The organism is Foetidibacter luteolus, assembly GCF_009650435.1.
Lineage (GTDB): Bacteria > Bacteroidota > Bacteroidia > Chitinophagales > Chitinophagaceae > Foetidibacter > Foetidibacter luteolus.
Genome location: NZ_VVIP01000012.1, coordinates 26,260 through 42,409, shown reverse-complemented (window position 1 = coordinate 42,409; position 16,150 = coordinate 26,260). Strand labels below are relative to the sequence as shown.

Below are 16,150 nucleotides of genomic sequence, written 5' to 3'. Positions count from 1 at the left end.
ACAACTTCAAAAAATGATCATGAAAAAGATTAACTATATCATATCCGTATTGCTGCTTTTCTTAACAGCGGTTTCCTGTAAAAAAGATTTTTTAAACCAGGAACCAAAAGGGCAATATAACGAGGCTACTACCTGGAAAGATCCATCACTAATTCAGGCTTTTGTAAATAATGTCTATCAGGGTATTCCACATGGGTTTAGCAATATTATGATGTCTTCCCTGGTAGACGAGTCTGTTTACAATGCACAGTTCGGCGAACAAAATGCGGTTAAGAGCCTTATTACCCCTGGTGATCTCATTGTATTTGACCTAAACTATTGGACTGGCAAAAGGCAACGCTATATGAGCTGGGAAAATGAATACAGGCAAATCAGGGCCACTAATATATTTTTTCAAAATATTGATGACGCTCCGATAGATGATGCAGCCATGAAAAGCAGAATGAAGGGAGAAGTGTATTTTTTACGGGCACATTTATATCATATCCTTGTGTCTATTTACGGGGGGGTGCCAATTATAACAAAAGCTTACGAACTTACCGAAGATTTTACGGCGCCAAGAGACAGCTATGAAAATTGCATTAATTTTATTGTTAGCCAATTAGATTCCGCTGCAGCCCTGCTTCCGCTGGTTCAAACGGGTGAAAACTTAGGACGGCCAACCAAAGGCGCCGCATTGGCTTTAAAAGCCAGGGTGTTGTTGTATGCAGCGAGTGATTTTTACAATAGCAACGGATCATGGGCAGGAGGTTTCACGCAAAAAGAGTTGATCGGATATACCGGTGGTGACAGGACAGCCCGTTGGACAGCCGCCAAAAATGCTGCAAAAGCAGTGATGGATTTAGGCGTTTATAGCTTATACAAAGACGGTGCTCCACCTGCAACCGCCGAAGAAGCCACAAAGAATTACGCTGATATTTTTTTACAACGCTCAACACCGGAAGATATTTTTATCCGTTATTTTACGCCTGCAACAAATGAAGATTGGGATGGCTACAACCCTGGTTTGTATAATACGCCTAACGGCTGGCATGGTTGGGGCAGCAACTGCCCCACGGGGCAAATGGCAGATTCTTATGAAACGATAGATGGCACCCCGTTTAGCTGGAATAACCCTGCTCATAAAGCCGCCCCATATAAGAACAGGGATCCCCGTTTTTATGCTACCATCAACTATGACGGAGCTAAATGGCGCCCCCGGAATGATAATGCCGCAATAGCCAAAGACCCTGTTGGTATTGTGCAAACAGGATATTTTTTGAAACCTGATGGAACTTCCATAGGGGGCCTCGACACGAGAAACAGCATATTAGAAGATTGGAACGGAACCTATACTTCTTATTATCTTAAAAAATTTATTGACCCCACAATAGAGTCGCAGTTTGTGAAGCAGGACCTGCCCTGGCGATATATACGCTATACAGAAGTTGTGATGAATTATGCAGAAGCCTGTATTGCGTTAGGAGAAGAAGGAGAGGCTAAATTGTGGTTGAATAAAATAAGACGGCGTGCTAAAATGCCGGATATTACAGAGTCTGGTATTGCGTTAAGAGACCGTTATAGAAACGAACGCAAGATTGAATTGGCATTTGAGGACCACCGCTTCTTTGATGTGCGTCGCTGGATGATAGCAGAACAAGCTTATGTAGATGCGAAAACAGTTGAGATCGTATACCCGTCAGACGCAAACGGTAATCCGGTAGGGCCCACCGTTTATAACCCAACTGGTTTTCCAAGTTTAAGAACCCCCGGCACGAATGTGGGTATTGGTCAGCAAAGAGCGTGGTTGCCAAGATTTTATTTACTGCCAATTAAAACCGATGAAATGAATAGAAACAATAAACTGGTTCAGAACCCACTGTATTAAGTTAAAGCGCTTTTTTCCGGAAATGGATTTCTATCCTATCCTCATTTATAAGCAGTCCTTTTTTACAGGGGGCCTTTATATTAAATCATTAAAAGGCCCCTATTTTATTGTTTTATTTGTGGGCCTTTTTAAAAAAATTCTGTGAGTAAAATTAACGTCTAAGAATGTTATACTGCTTGCCTGGTAAAATTGTGCAACAATTTTTTGGTGACCAACAATAGTGCTACTATGAGGCGCCTGTTGTGTCACTCACTTGTACGCCTGGTAATTCTATTCGGCAGCACGCGGCCAGGCTTTTTTTCTTTGCACAGTTTTATGCGGTGTGCAGTATAGACAAAATTGGTATTAGACCTCTTGCATAAATCATTTTGCTATACATAAAAGATTTTGTCATGCCGAAGAATGAGGCATCTAGTATCGGATGATGAATAGATTTCTCCTTCGAAATAACAAAAAATGATATATGCAAGAAGTCTAATGCAAAATAATAGGCCACAAAATACCGTCTGGCATCGGAATGGATATGACCAAAATTTTGTCAATCAGTTTTGAAGAAATGCAAAGGCAAGGTGGCATTGATACAATTTTGAAAAAAGCCGCAGAAGAGCACAATAGCTTTGAAATAGGAATGAGCAAAACCAGTATTGACCATAAGTACCTGCTTAATTTTACTGATAAATTCAGAAAAATTGGCAATCCTGGGTTAAAGGAAGTTTGCAAACAGACAGGCTCATTTAGGGTAGTTTCAAATTTTGAAGAATTAACTTTAGACTTTAACAACCTGGAGAATTATACGAAAGTTTTTCAGCAGGAGCCCTTTAGTATTAGGGAATTACTGGAAAAAATAGGGTCATTTATATGATGGGGAAATAAGTAATAAGGGAACCAGAACTTGTGGTTCACGATTACCCACGTTTACCACGAACAAAAAAACGATTACAACTTGCCAACAGATTCATTACATATTAACTCGGGTGGTATTGCAAAAAATACATTTGATGCGATAGTGGTAGGCAGCGGCATCAGCGGTGGCTGGGCTGCCAAAGAGCTGTGTGAGCACGGACTTAAAACGTTAGTGCTGGAACGTGGCCGCGATGTACAGCACCTGAAAGATTATCCTACTGCCACCAAAGCACCATGGGAGTTTAAATACCGCGGCAGTGTAACAGAAAAAACACTGGAAGAAAACCCGCTTATCAGCAAAGCAGCGGGTTACGATGATACGACGCAGCATTTTTTTATCAAAGATGCCGACCACCCTTACATACAGGAAAAACCTTTTGACTGGATTCGAGGCTACCAGGTAGGTGGTAAATCACTCATTTGGGGCAGGGCTTGCCCCAGGTGGAGTAAGTACGAATTTATTAACCCAGCCAAATTTGGCTATGGAATTGAGTGGCCTATAAGTTATGAAGATATTGCGCCCTGGTACTCACACGTGGAGCGGTTTGCCGGCATCTGCGGTAATAAAGACGGTCTGGAAACTATGCCGGATGGCGAATACCTGCCGCCATTTGATTTTAACTGCCCGGAAAAAGACATGCGGCAAAAACTGCTGGGCAGGTACAAAGATCGTTTTATGATACAGGGCCGTTGGGCACAGTTAACAGAAGCGAAAGATATTCATTTGCAGCAGGGCCGCGGCCGCTGCCAGGCAAGGGATTTGTGCATGAGGGGATGCCCTTTTGGCGGTTATTTCAGTTCTAACTCCTCTACCCTGCCCTGGGCAGCCAGAACAGGAAATTTAACCGTACGGCCTTTTTCTGTGGTACATTCCATTATTTATGATGAACAGAAAGGCAAGGCTGTAGGTGTAAGAATTGTTGATGCACAAACAAAAAAAACCACGGATTATTTTGCCCGCATCATTTTCATGAACGCTTCAGCCTTGAATACTAACCTGGTCTTATTAAATTCTACTTCTAACCGCTTTCCCCATGGTTTTGGCAACGACAATGGATTGCTGGGTAAGTATGTATGTTTTCAAAATTACCGGGGCTCCATAGGTGGCGATGTGGAAGGGTATGAAGACAAATATTTTTACGGCCGCCGTACGGTGGAATGCATGATGGCCAATTTTAGAAATGTGCATAAGAATGATATGGATTTTGTTGGCGGCTATATGGCTTTCATGGGTTGTTACCGAACCCGTGGCAACGGCGATGTGCTGGATGTACAGATTGGAGCTGATTACAAAAATGCCATGAGCGAAGCCGGCCCCTGGGGCATGTACATGTATATACAGGGTGAAACGGTGGCCAGGGAAGAAAACCATGTAGCGCTAAGCGGTAATCAGAAAGACCAGTGGGGCATTCCGCTGTTGAAAATGAATGTAGGCTATGATGATAATGATGAAAGAATGCTGAAAGACTTTATTACCCAGGGCAGCGAAATGTTTGAAACCTGTGGCGTAAAAAACATACGTACCGGTGACAACCACTGGGCGCCCGGCCGCGACATTCATGAAATGGGCGGTTGCCGTATGGGGAAAGACCCCAAAACATCTTTACTTAACGGATGGAACCAGTTTCATAACTGCAAAAATGTATTTGTAACGGATGGCGCATGTATGACGAGTACCGGCAGTGGCAGTCCCAGCATTTTATACATGGCTTTTACAGCAAGGGCAGCCAATTATGCGGTGGAGGAGATGAAGAAAGGGAATTTGTAGGTGGGTGGTGCATAGCAAGTGGATTATGGTCAAGGGGAATAGCGTAAGTAATGAATCGTAAATCGAAAGTGGACAACTATCAAGCTTACGATTTCAGTTTACTCCCGATTCGCGAATCATTAAAATCATTTAAATCAAATAAAATCAACGGTTAAGTATGCAAAGAGATTCCCTCAATATTAATAACAAAGCAATCACCCAAAATACATTTGATGCAATTGTAGTGGGTTCAGGTATCAGCGGCGGCTGGGCTGCAAAAGAACTTTCAGAAAAGGGTCTAAAAGTATTGATGCTGGAGCGTGGCCGCAATTTTGAACACATTAAAGACTATTTATCTGCCAATAAAAACCCGTGGGAGTTTATACATGGTGGCGCTGTAACACAGCAGCAGTTAAGGGATAAACCAATTATTGCACGTACCTGGGGTAAGAACGAAGCTATCATGGATTATTGGGTAAAAGACATTGATGCGCCTTATACAGAAATAAAACCTTTCAAATGGTGGAGGGCTTATCAACTGGGTGGCCGTTCTATTTTGTGGGGAAGGCAAAGTTATCGGTGGAGTGATTTTGATTTTGAGGCTAATGCGAAAGATGACTGGGCGATTGATTGGCCAATCCGTTATAAAGACATTGCCTCATGGTATGATTATGTTGAAAGATTCGCTGGTATAAACGGTTCAAAGGAAGGGTTGCCACACTTGCCTGATGGACAGTTTTTACCACCAATGGAAATGAATTGCGTAGAGAAAGATGTGGCTGTGCGAATTAAGGAAAAATACAAGGGAATGCGCCACATGATTATTGGGCGTAGCGCTAACCTTACTGCCCCGATAGAAGGTAGAACACAATGTCAATATCGCAACAGGTGCTGGGAAGGTTGTCCCTTTGGCGGTTATTTCAGTACGCAGTCGTCTACGCTGCCCGCCGCAATGAAAACAGGCAATCTTACTGTACGCCCCTGGAGCATCGTAACAAAAGTGTTGTATGATAAGGATACAAAAAAGGCGAAAGGTGTAGAAATACTGGATGCTGAAACAAATAAAACATATGAGTTTTATTCAAAGATTGTTTTCCTGAATGCTTCGGCGCTTAACAGTGCCTGGGTGCTTATGAATTCAGCAACAGATATCTGGCCTGATGGACTGGGCAGCAGCAGTGGTGAATTAGGACATAATGTAATGGATCATCATTATAACCTTGGTGCCAGTGGCAGCGTAGATGGTTATGAAGATAAATACTACTATGGCAGGAGAGCCAACGGTATTTACATTCCAAGATTTGTAAATCTTTTTGGTGATAAACGCGATTACCTGCGTGGCTTCGGTTACCAGGGAGCCGCAAGCCGCACAGGATGGAACCGCGATATAGCAGAATACAGCATCGGCGAAAAATTCAAAGAGGCACTTACAGAGCCAGGGCCGTGGAGGATTGGCATAGGCGGCTTTGGTGAGTTACTGCCTTATCATGAGAATAAAATTTCTTTGGATAAGAATAAAAAAGATAAATGGGGATTACCTGTACTGGCGATGGATGCAGAGTTGAAAGAAAATGAAAAAAAGATGCGGAAAGATATCGTAGCTGAAGCGAAAGCTATGCTGGAATCTGCCGGTGTTAAAGATATTGAAACCCATGATGGAGGGCACGAAGTAGGGGATGGCATTCATGAGATGGGAACGGCAAGAATGGGTAAAGACCCTAAAACATCTGTGCTGAATAAATGGAACCAGGTGTGGGATGCACAAAATGTTTTTGTGACTGATGGCGCTTGTATGACATCTGCCGCCTGTCAAAATCCATCTTTGACCTATATGGCTTTAACAGCAAGGGCAGCCAATTACGCGGTAGAAGAGATGAAGAAAGGGAATTTGTAACCACCTCCCCGCAGGGGAGGCTTTTAGAGCGGGTAAGTTTTGCCTTGATTAAAAAAGCGGGAAACGAAGAGACTATCGAACAAGGAACAAGGAGTTTTGAATAACGAAGGATACATTAAATTGCGGTTCACGATGGAAATATTGAACAAGGAACAAGGGGTGTTGAGAATGATGAATAGCGAAGCGGGATGCCACCCACTCACCATTCACTACTCACCGCTCACTATTCTATCCGGGCTGTGCTGCGTAGCGGACAAGGCGTAGAAGAGTGCGACGCAACGATGCCTCATGCCTGTTCTGACGTTGGGCTCATAAAAAAACCGCTTTGGCCCGCTACCGCCAGGTATCAACAAAGTGCTGAAGCGGTTGGCTATTTATTGACGAAATTAATTAACCAACAAAAGCTTAAACTGAATATATTTGGGAAGTAAGAAGAAGTTTGTTGCCAGGAAAAATACCTGCTTGCCATTTCTGGCTTACGCCCAGCATTTAGAAACAACAATTTTAAAACCTCAGTATGAACAGGAGAGACGCCTTATCACGTGTAGCGCTTTTATTTGGCGGTACCATCATTGGCGCTGAAGCCTTTTTGAGCGGCTGTAAAACCGACACCAAAACTTCAGGAGCCCTTGACTTTTCTAAAGAGAACATTGCCTTTTTAGACGAAGTGGGTGAAACCATTTTGCCAACAACGGCTTCTTCGCCCGGCGCCAAGGAAGCTAAAATTGGCGATTTTATGAAAACAATCGTAACCGACTGTTACGAAGAAAAAGACCAAAAAGTATTTGCAACGGCCATTGACAAAATAAATGAAGCCGCAAAGAAAAAGTACAGCAAAGACTTTATGGAACTTTCTGCCGGCGAAAAACACGACCTGCTGGTTGAACTGGACAAAGAAGCCAAAGACTACAACAAGAATAAAAAAGAGGGCGACCCCAATCACTACTTTGCCATGGTTAAGCAATTAACGCTGTGGGGCTACTTTACCTCTGAACCCGGTGCTACCAAAGCACTGCGTTATGTAGCCGTGCCTGGCAAATACGAAGGTTGCATACCTTACAAAAAAGGCGACAAAGCCTGGGCAACCTAAAAGCAGTTTGCCGGATGATTATGCTTTTTTAAAACACCAACACTTCACTATGTCCATTTATTCACGCCGTGCATTTTTGCAGTCAGCGGGTATGCTGGCTGCGGGTACTTTATTGTCAAAGAATTTGCTGGCTTCACCAGCGCCTTTAAAGGAGTTTGGCCTACAGCTATATACTTTACGGGATGACTTGCCTAAAGACCCAAAGGGAATTTTAAAACAGGTAGCATCGTTTGGCTATAAGCAACTGGAAAGTTTTGAAGGCGCCCAGGGCATGTTCTGGGGCATGAGCCCGGCAGACTTTAAAAGTTATGTGGGCGATTTAGGCATGACGATGGTATCGAGCCACTGCGACATTAACAAGGACTTTGAAAAGAAGGCTGCGGATGCTGCTTCCATTGGTATGAAATACCTGATTTGTCCCTGGATTGGCCCGCAAAAAACGCTGGACGATTTTAAACGGTACGCCGATACTTTTAATGAAAGGGGCGAAATATGCAAAAAGAACGGCATCAGGTTCGCATACCACAACCATGGCTATTCTTTTAAAGAGCTGGAAGGCAAGATACCGCAGGATGTAATGATGGATGCCACCAACCCTGATACCGTGGATTATGAAATGGATATGTACTGGGTGGTAAACGGTGGTGCGGATATTAATGCTTATCTTAAAAAATACGGCAAGCGCTTCAGACTTTGCCATGTTAAAGACAGGATTAAAGGCTCTACCGAAGCCGATGCCTCCTGCATACTGGGGCAGGGCGATATTGACTACGCCTCCATATTAAAACTGGCCCAAAAAAGCGGTGTGCAATATTTTATTGTAGAGCAGGAGCGGTATGATGGCAGTACGCCAATTGAAAGTGCAAAAGCAGACGCGGCCTATCTTAAAACATTGAGTGTATAATTTCCCATACAAAACCTACTAACCAAAAAGCCATCCAGCCGGGTGGCTTTTTTGCTACCATCTTTCTTCGGTATCGCCCGGCGGCGGCACAGAAGAAAACATTTGGCGGCTTTTGGCTTTTTCTTCTTCCCGGGCAATAATCATGTCGGCAATAAGCAGGCCTGCATTGGCAGATGATATAGCCAGTTGTTCCTTTAGTTTTTTCTCACTTATATCAAGCCGGTATAATAAAAGCACCAGCCTGTTAAAATCGTTGTTTATTAAATCTTGCACGCAGTTAGCCAACGCCTGCCTGAAGTTTTCAAATTCCGGTTGCACGGTAAGCTGCAGGTTCGTTTTACTGATGATTTGCTGCTGCAGCAGCGTATTGCCTTTCTGTGGCATGCGGTATGGGTTTATTATGCCTCGGCTTTTAAATTCCTGATAAGTTTTTTTAAAATTACCATCTGCCCCAGGTGGTAATGCGCATGTTCGGCAATGCCATGCAGGGTTTTGTAGCGGGAACTATAGCCTTCCAGTATAGGCTCGTTCAGCACATCATCTGGCAATGGTTTTACGGCATCAGCCAATAGTTCGGCGCTTTCCAGTAAATCGGCCTTAAGCTGCTCCCAACCGGCTTCGTCGTTAATTGGTGGCAGGTCAAACCCGTTGCTTTCCGGTATTTCCGGGGCGCTGCCGGCAAGCCTTTGCAGCACATGCTTGTTATAAAAGCTAAGGTGATAAGTAAGCCCGGCAATATGGTTGGGCGAAGCGGCTGTAACCGTCAAAGCTTCTTCCAGTGTAACATCGTCCAGCGTTTCGCGAATGGTTACTTCCGTCCAGTTATTGCCGAAATGTACATCCAGTATATGCTGCGCAATCATTTCTGCTATCATAGGCTTTTTATATAGAAAGGTACCAACCTTATGCCAAAAACAATGCAGGGTAATTTTCAACGCACAGCTACCGTTGGCCAAACCTGCTGCACAGAGCTACTGGTAAGTTACTTATGGCCGAGCAGTAACATAATACCAGCAAGTAGAACCCCTGCAATAAAAACGAAAAGATTAACTGAAACAGGCACCAAAATACTTCGCAATACCAGGCTGTATTTTTTGTACCCAAAAACTGAGAAGTATTGATAATAAAACCACGCAGCATACAACAAAACCACTACACCCGTAATACTGTAGAGCATGTATAAGACCTCTTTATTGTGACAAAAAATCATTACCACGCCAAAAGCAAGCGCAACAATTAATTCTGCCGCCGCCCGGTAACAATTCATTACCAGGTGCTCCGTTATGTTCAGCTTTGCTTTCCTGAACCATAAAAAGCTGAATATTGAATAAAAAGGGATAGTAATAAACAGCAGAAGCTTGGGGTATTTGCTGGAATACTCTTCAATTACGGACATTAGGGCTTTACTTTTTTCGGGAAATATATCCGCAATCTTCAATGGAGAAAGCTCACTTAAAAAGTGCCCGGCCCCGGCTACAATAATTAAAAGGGTAATGTAATTAAAATACCTGGTCCTTTTGCCCTCTATAAATGCCCTTACACTGTGCCCCGGCCGGGTAAACAATTCTTTTATAGTAAACAAAATACCTTTATCTACATGCCAGATACCATGTATCAGGTCATGCTCTACAAAATGTTTTACAGAATACCTGTGTGTCGCGGCTTTTTGCCCACAGTTAGCGCAATAATGACTGGATAATGGCTGGTCGCAGTTTAAGCAGTTGGTCATAGTGGTATGGAAGAGGCTTTATACTTGTAAACTTAGGTACTTGGATTTTTTTATCAATGGTTAAAGAAATTGGATGGCATATGGCGCCAAAGGTATTATCAATACCCGTAAAAACCAATAATGACAGTTACATCGTACATCCCACATCAAACATCTAACATAAAAAGGTACTTCGTACTTCGTAACTCGTACTTGATTACATCCCACATCAAACATCTAACATAGAAAAGTACTTCGGACTTCAAACTTCGTACTTGTTATCTGGGGGTGTCCCCAAGCTATCGCAAGGGGCCGGGCTTTCCGCTCATACTCCGGCACAAGGCCCTGCTGCGAAGGCCTCACCGGGGTAACCGCTTCAATCCCTCACCCGGGTGTAACAGGCTGCTTCTTTTGCAGGCGGGTGTAATTCGCAGTGGCTGCAGGTTGCAACGGCAGGGTTAGTCATCCCAACTAAACCTATCTTTCCTTAATTTGCACCTCTTATAGATTTGAGATATGATGCAGTTTAACCGTTTTGTTCTGGATAATGGATTAAGGGTACTGGTACACGAAGATAACTCCACCCCAATGGCCGTAGTAAATGTGATGTACGACGTAGGCGCCAGGGATGAAGACCCCTCCAAAACAGGTTTTGCACACCTGTTTGAGCACCTGATGTTCGGCGGCAGCATCCATATTCCTGAATATGATGAGCCGTTACAACGGGCTGGCGGAGAAAACAATGCTTATACCACTAACGATTTAACCAATTATTACTGCCAGCTACCGGCTGAAAATATTGAAACCGCCTTCTGGCTGGAAAGTGACCGCATGCTTAGCCTGGCCTTCAGCAAAAAAAGCCTGGATGTACAGCGGAAAGTTGTATGCGAGGAATTTAAAGAGCACTACATCAACAAACCTTATGGCGATGTGTGGCATAAGTTAAGGGAACTGGCCTACACCACACACCCTTACCGCTGGATGACCATCGGAAAAGAACTAAGCCATATTGAGCATGCCCACCTGGATGATGTAAAACATTTCTTTTTTAAGCACTACCGCCCCGTAAATGCCATTCTGGTGGTTGCCGGTAATGTAAAAACAGAAGATATCAAAAGGCTGGCAGAAAAATGGTTTGGCGATATACCCATGGGCGAAAAATACAACCGCCATTTGCCGCAGGAGCCCAAGCAACAGGCCGCCCGTTTAATTGAAGTGCATGCGGATGTGCCGCTGGATGCCTTTTATAAAACCTGGCACATGGCATCCCGGCTGGAGAAAGGATATTATGTTACTGATTTACTCAGTGAAATACTGGGTGGCGGCGCCTCTTCCCGCATGTTCCAGGCATTGGTAAAAGAAAAAAAGCTGTTCAGCAACCTGGATTGTTATCATTTCGGTACGGTGGAAAAAGGTCTGCTGGCCGTAGAAGGCAAACTGGTAAAAGGCGTAAAAATGGAAGACGTTGAAAAAGCGGTAAATGAAGAAATTGAAAAGATAAAGGCAGAGCCGGTTACCGAAATTGAATTACAGAAAGTGAAGAATAAAACCGAGAGCATTATTGCCTTTGAAGATATGACCATTATGAGCCGCGCCAACAGCCTGGCTTTTTACGAGCTGCTGGGCAATGCCAACCTCATGAATGAGGAACTGGCCAAATACCACGAAGTTACCAGTGGAGACATACTTGCCTGCAGCCAGGAAATACTGGACGAAAAAAACAGCAATACCATGCATTACTTTAGCAGGAATTGATGGCTCAGTTACGAGGTTAGAAGTACGAACACGTACAATATTCAGCGCTTCACAATTCTTTCCTATTATTGATGCCAGATGCCAACACCTGAAGATATACTGAAGCAATATTGGGGATATGCCGCTTTCAGGGGTTTGCAAAAAGAAATCATCGCCTCTGTTTTGGAAGGCAAAGACTCACTGGCACTGTTGCCTACCGGGGGTGGTAAGTCAATATGCTACCAGGTACCGGCATTGCTCAATGATGGTCTTTGCCTGGTAATCAGCCCGCTGGTGGCATTAATGAAAGACCAGGTAGCCAGCCTGGAAAAACGCAACATACCCGCCCTGGCATTGCACAGCGGCATGACTTATTACGAAGTGCGTAAAACATTGCAGCAGGCTACAGACGAAAATGCCAGGTTCCTGTACCTATCGCCGGAAAGGCTTGAAACAAGCCTGTTCAAAGAATACCTTCCCCATCTTTCTGTAAGCCTGATAGCTGTAGACGAAGCTCACTGCATATCCCAGTGGGGGTACGATTTCCGGCCGCCCTACCTGCGCATTGCTGCTTTAAGAGAACATTTGCCCCATGTACCCATATTGGCGGTAACCGCTTCTGCCACACCGGAAGTGGAAAGAGATATCGCCGAAAAGCTGTTGTTTGCAGCACCTAACACTTTTCGCCAGCCTTTTACCAGGCCTAATATTTCCTACAGCGTTTTTAAGGCAGATAGCAAAATAAACAAGCTGCAGGAAATTTTAGCCAATGTTAAGGGCAGCGCCGTAGTGTATTGCAACAGCCGCAGGCAGGCAAAAGAAGTGGCCGGGCTGCTGGGCATGCAACAAGTGCCGGCAACTTTTTACCATGCCGGCCTTACGCAGGATGAGCGCGGCAGCAAACAAACCGCCTGGCTAAACGGGCAGGTAAGGGTAATGGTGTGTACCAATGCTTTTGGTATGGGTATAGACAAACCGGATGTTCGCACAGTAGTGCATTATACCCCACCGGAATGCCTGGAAAATTACTACCAGGAAGCAGGGCGTGCTGGCAGGGACGGCAAAAAAGCCTACGCCGTTTTGCTGTACAACCAGCAGGACGAAAATGCACTCGAGGCCTTGCCCGATACACGTTTTCCCGACATATACCAGGTGCGCAAAGTGTACCAGCACCTGGCAGATTACCTGCAGGTTCCCGTTGGCATTGGCGCCGGCAACTACTACGATTTTGACCTGGTTGAATTTGTGAAAAACTTCAAGCTGGAAATGCAGCTTGCCATTAGCGTTTTAAAAGTGCTGGAGCAGGAAGGCCACCTGGAATTTAATGAAAGTATTTTCTTACCGTCGCAGGTTTGCTTTACTGCGCCTAAACAGGCGCTGGAAGATTTTGAAAACAGCCACCAGGATCTTGAGCCGCTGATTAAATGCCTGTTACGCACTTATGAAGGCATTTACGACAACCGTGTATCTGTACATGAAAAACAGGTGGCTCGCCTGGCAAGAATGCCGGTTGAAAAAGTTATCAGCGGCCTGCAAAAGTTGCAGGCGTTCGGTATTATTGAGTACCTGCCGCAGAAAGAAAAGCCACAGGTCCATTTTATCCTTAACCGTGCCCCGGCGGAGTTTTTATACATTAACAGGGAGCAATACAGCCTGCGCAAACAGCAGTACGAAAACCGGTTGCAGCACATGCTGCAATACATCGGGCTTCAACAGCAGTGCCGCAGCAGTTTTATCGGTAATTATTTTGGAGATGCCGGCATACAGGATTGCGGCGTATGCGATAACTGCCTTAACCGCAAAAGATCAACACTTTCCCAGGCTGAGTTCAGCAGCATCCAGCAAAGCATATACAACTGTCTTTCAAACGGCGGAGTAGAAATAAAAACATTACTGCAGCAGCTTGCCGGTATAAAAAGAGAAAAGTTGTGGCAGGTAATCAACTACCTGCAAACCGAAAGGAAAATAGTGGTGGATGAGTTGGGCATAGCAAGAATGGTATAATGTTTTGGATGCATCGTACACCCCACATCAAACATCTAACATAAGTAAGTACTTCGTACTTGGCTTTTGGGGGTGCCCCCAAGCTGCGCAAGGGGTCGGGCTTTCCGCTATTACTCCGGCACAAGGCTCAACGCACAGAAGCCTCACCGGGGTAACCGCTGCAATCCCTCACCCTGAAGTAGCGTATATTCCACTTCATGGAAGCTTTACGCTCAAGCCAACTTATAGATGCGCTATCTATTTCTGATGTTTTGTCAATTGCTTATAAAAATAGCAATTAACTAGGCAGAAGATCGTAGGAGCTACAACACATGCAAAAACAATTTTATCTCCAATGCTGTCTAAAAAATAGAATGAAAACATAAGTGTCACAACAAAAGGAACTAAATACAAATAGGATATTTTAGTCCAAGTACTAGAAAAGTTGGAAGCATTTATTTGAAACATTACAGGTAGTGATAATATCGCCAACATTAGGTTTTGAATAACTGTCAATAGGAGAAACAATATTACTATTGCTTGACGCTCTTCAAACCCCATCTCGATAATTTTATACCAAATAGTAAAAAAAAGCCCAGTCCCAATTAACGAGAATACTAATGTCACTAATAAGTTTATAAAAAGTCTTTTCCGCATTTTAATGTTTGGGGCTTGTATGGCAGGTGGCATCTTGAATGAATAAATTTCATGCTCCGCCCCCGTACCTTTTGCTTGCAGATTACACAAGGTTCATTAAAACCATCTTCCCTTTCTTCTTCTGCCACCCAGGCCCAGCGCACCCAGCAGGCTGCGGGTAATAACGCTGGCCGCGGTACGGCCTACCTGTTTTAAAACAGGGTTATCAAAAAAGCCTTCTTCTTTAGGTTGGCGTTTGGTCGTTTTTTGTTCTTCCTTTCTATCCTCTTCTTCACGTTGCTTTTCAGCGGCATCTTCCAGTTTGCCGGTTAGTATCTCGTAAGCGCTTTGGCTGTCAACTTCCCGGTTATATTTGTTTACCAGGCGGCTTTTGGCCACCAGGTTGTCAATCTCTGTTTCGGTTAATACATCCATCCTGCTGCGGGGCGGGCAGAGCATGGTATGTACCAGCGGCGTGGGAATACCCTTTTCATTCAGCATGGTAACAAGCCCTTCGCCTATGCCCATTTGTGTAAGCAGTTCATCGGTTTTATAGTACTCAGATTCAGGGAAGTTTTCTGCCGCCTGTTTAATTGTTTTTCTGTCTGCGGCGGTAAAGGCACGCAGGGCATGCTGTATTTTAAGCCCAAGTTGGCTAAGTATCGGCGCCGGTACATCCTGCGGGTTTTGGGTGCAAAAGAAAATGCCAATGCCTTTTGAACGGATAAGTTTTATCACGGTTTCCACCTGGTTCAACAAGGCATCTGTAGCTTCATTAAACACCAGGTGCGCTTCATCAATAAACATCACCAGCTTGGGTTTGTCCATATCACCTTCTTCCGGGCAAATGGCATACAGTTCGGCCAGCAACTGCAGCATGAATGTGGAGAACAGTTTGGGCCTGTTTTGCATATCGGTAACACGCAGTATGTTCACCATGCCCCGTCCATCGTTGTTAATGCGCATCAGGTCTTCCACCTCAAAGCTGGGCTCGCCAAAAAAAATATCAGCACCCTGCTGCTGCAACTCTACCACTTTGCGCAATATGGTACCGGTAGATGTAGTGGATATTTTACCATACTCTTTTTCCATTTCGGCTTTGCCTTCGTCGCTGATGTACTGCAGCACTTTCACAAAATCCTTAAGGTCCAGCAGCGGCATTTTATGGTCGTCGCAATATTTAAAAATCATGGCCACCAGCCCGCCCTGGGTATCGTTAAGCCCCAGTATTTTGCTCAGCAGTATAGGGCCAAATTCAGTAACTGTAGCCCGCAGCCTGGCGCCTTTTTCGTTGCTTAGGGTAAGCAGTTCGGCAGGGTAAGCGGTGGGGGTAAAGCCAACATTCAGCAAACGGCAGCGTTCCGCCAGTTTTTCATTGGCGGTGCCAGCGGCGGCAATACCGCTCAGGTCGCCCTTTATGTCCATTAATACCACCGGTACGCTGGCATCGCTCAGGCATTCGCTAAGCACCTGTAAAGTTTTGGTTTTGCCGGTACCCGTAGCGCCGGCAATAAGCCCATGCCGGTTCATGGTTTTCAGCGGCAGCAGTATATCCGCACCGGGCACCACTGCCCCGTCCAGCATACCGCAGCCTATTTTAACATGCTCTCCTTTAAAACTGTATCCTTTTTGTACGGCTTGTAAAAACGCCTCCTGGGTTGGCATAGCAAAATCTTTTACGAAA

At 44.7% G+C, this 16,150-nt stretch carries 12 protein-coding genes; 8 read left to right on the top strand and 4 right to left on the bottom strand.

Translation table 11 applies throughout. The features are described 5' to 3' along the window. Positions 1–19: 19 nt before the first annotated feature. The 6 genes from F0364_RS03180 to F0364_RS03155 all read left to right on the top strand — a co-directional run bounded on the left by F0364_RS03180 (position 20) and on the right by F0364_RS03155 (position 8,405). Complete coding sequence (locus F0364_RS03180; RefSeq protein WP_153796303.1) at positions 20–1,867, top strand: RagB/SusD family nutrient uptake outer membrane protein; 1,848 nt, start codon at positions 20–22, stop codon at positions 1,865–1,867. A gap of 517 nt (positions 1,868–2,384) precedes the next feature. After that, entirely contained in the window at positions 2,385–2,729 is a 345-nt protein-coding gene (locus F0364_RS03175; protein WP_153796302.1) for a hypothetical protein, read from the top strand. Positions 2,730–2,810: 81 nt separating this feature from the next. Continuing rightward, positions 2,811–4,538, top strand: coding sequence for a GMC oxidoreductase (locus F0364_RS03170; protein WP_153796301.1), 1,728 nt, complete (start codon positions 2,811–2,813; stop codon positions 4,536–4,538). 157 nt (positions 4,539–4,695) lie between these two features. Continuing rightward, positions 4,696–6,411 carry a GMC oxidoreductase gene (locus tag F0364_RS03165; RefSeq protein WP_207632490.1) on the top strand — a complete coding sequence of 572 codons (1,716 nt, stop codon included), beginning with the start codon at positions 4,696–4,698 and terminating at the stop codon, positions 6,409–6,411. A 517-nt stretch (positions 6,412–6,928) separates the two neighbouring features. Next, the gene (locus F0364_RS03160) at positions 6,929–7,501 is read left to right on the top strand and encodes a gluconate 2-dehydrogenase subunit 3 family protein (protein ID WP_153796300.1); all 573 of its coding nucleotides are present in this window, start codon (positions 6,929–6,931) and stop codon (positions 7,499–7,501) included. A 49-nt stretch (positions 7,502–7,550) separates the two neighbouring features. Next, complete coding sequence (locus F0364_RS03155) at positions 7,551–8,405, top strand: sugar phosphate isomerase/epimerase family protein (protein WP_153796299.1); 855 nt, start codon at positions 7,551–7,553, stop codon at positions 8,403–8,405. Between the two features lie 54 nt (positions 8,406–8,459). On the opposite strand, the gene F0364_RS03150 is transcribed toward F0364_RS03155, so the two are convergent. The 3 genes from F0364_RS03150 to F0364_RS03140 form a co-directional block, all read right to left on the bottom strand. Continuing rightward, a complete protein-coding gene (locus F0364_RS03150; RefSeq protein WP_153796298.1) occupies positions 8,460–8,789 on the bottom strand; it encodes a hypothetical protein in 330 nt (109 codons plus the stop codon). Positions 8,790–8,803: 14 nt separating this feature from the next. Further along, positions 8,804–9,280, bottom strand: coding sequence for a DinB family protein (locus F0364_RS03145; RefSeq protein WP_153796297.1), 477 nt, complete (start codon positions 9,278–9,280; stop codon positions 8,804–8,806). 107 nt (positions 9,281–9,387) lie between these two features. After that, positions 9,388–10,134, bottom strand: a complete 747-nt coding sequence (locus F0364_RS03140; protein ID WP_153796296.1) for a DUF3667 domain-containing protein — start codon at positions 10,132–10,134, stop codon at positions 9,388–9,390. Positions 10,135–10,629: 495 nt separating this feature from the next. Between F0364_RS03140 and F0364_RS03135 the strand changes: the two genes are divergently transcribed. Together F0364_RS03135 and F0364_RS03130 are read left to right on the top strand one after the other, a co-directional pair. After that, positions 10,630–11,868, top strand: a complete 1,239-nt coding sequence (locus tag F0364_RS03135) for a M16 family metallopeptidase (RefSeq protein ID WP_153796295.1) — start codon at positions 10,630–10,632, stop codon at positions 11,866–11,868. A 78-nt stretch (positions 11,869–11,946) separates the two neighbouring features. Beyond that, positions 11,947–13,851 (top strand): RecQ family ATP-dependent DNA helicase, encoded by a 1,905-nt coding sequence (locus F0364_RS03130; protein WP_153796294.1) that lies wholly within the window; start codon positions 11,947–11,949, stop codon positions 13,849–13,851. A 732-nt stretch (positions 13,852–14,583) separates the two neighbouring features. Here the strand turns inward: F0364_RS03130 and F0364_RS03125 are convergent. Next, positions 14,584–16,131 carry a helicase HerA-like domain-containing protein gene (locus tag F0364_RS03125; RefSeq protein ID WP_153796293.1) on the bottom strand — a complete coding sequence of 516 codons (1,548 nt, stop codon included), beginning with the start codon at positions 16,129–16,131 and terminating at the stop codon, positions 14,584–14,586. Positions 16,132–16,150: the final 19 nt, after the last annotated feature.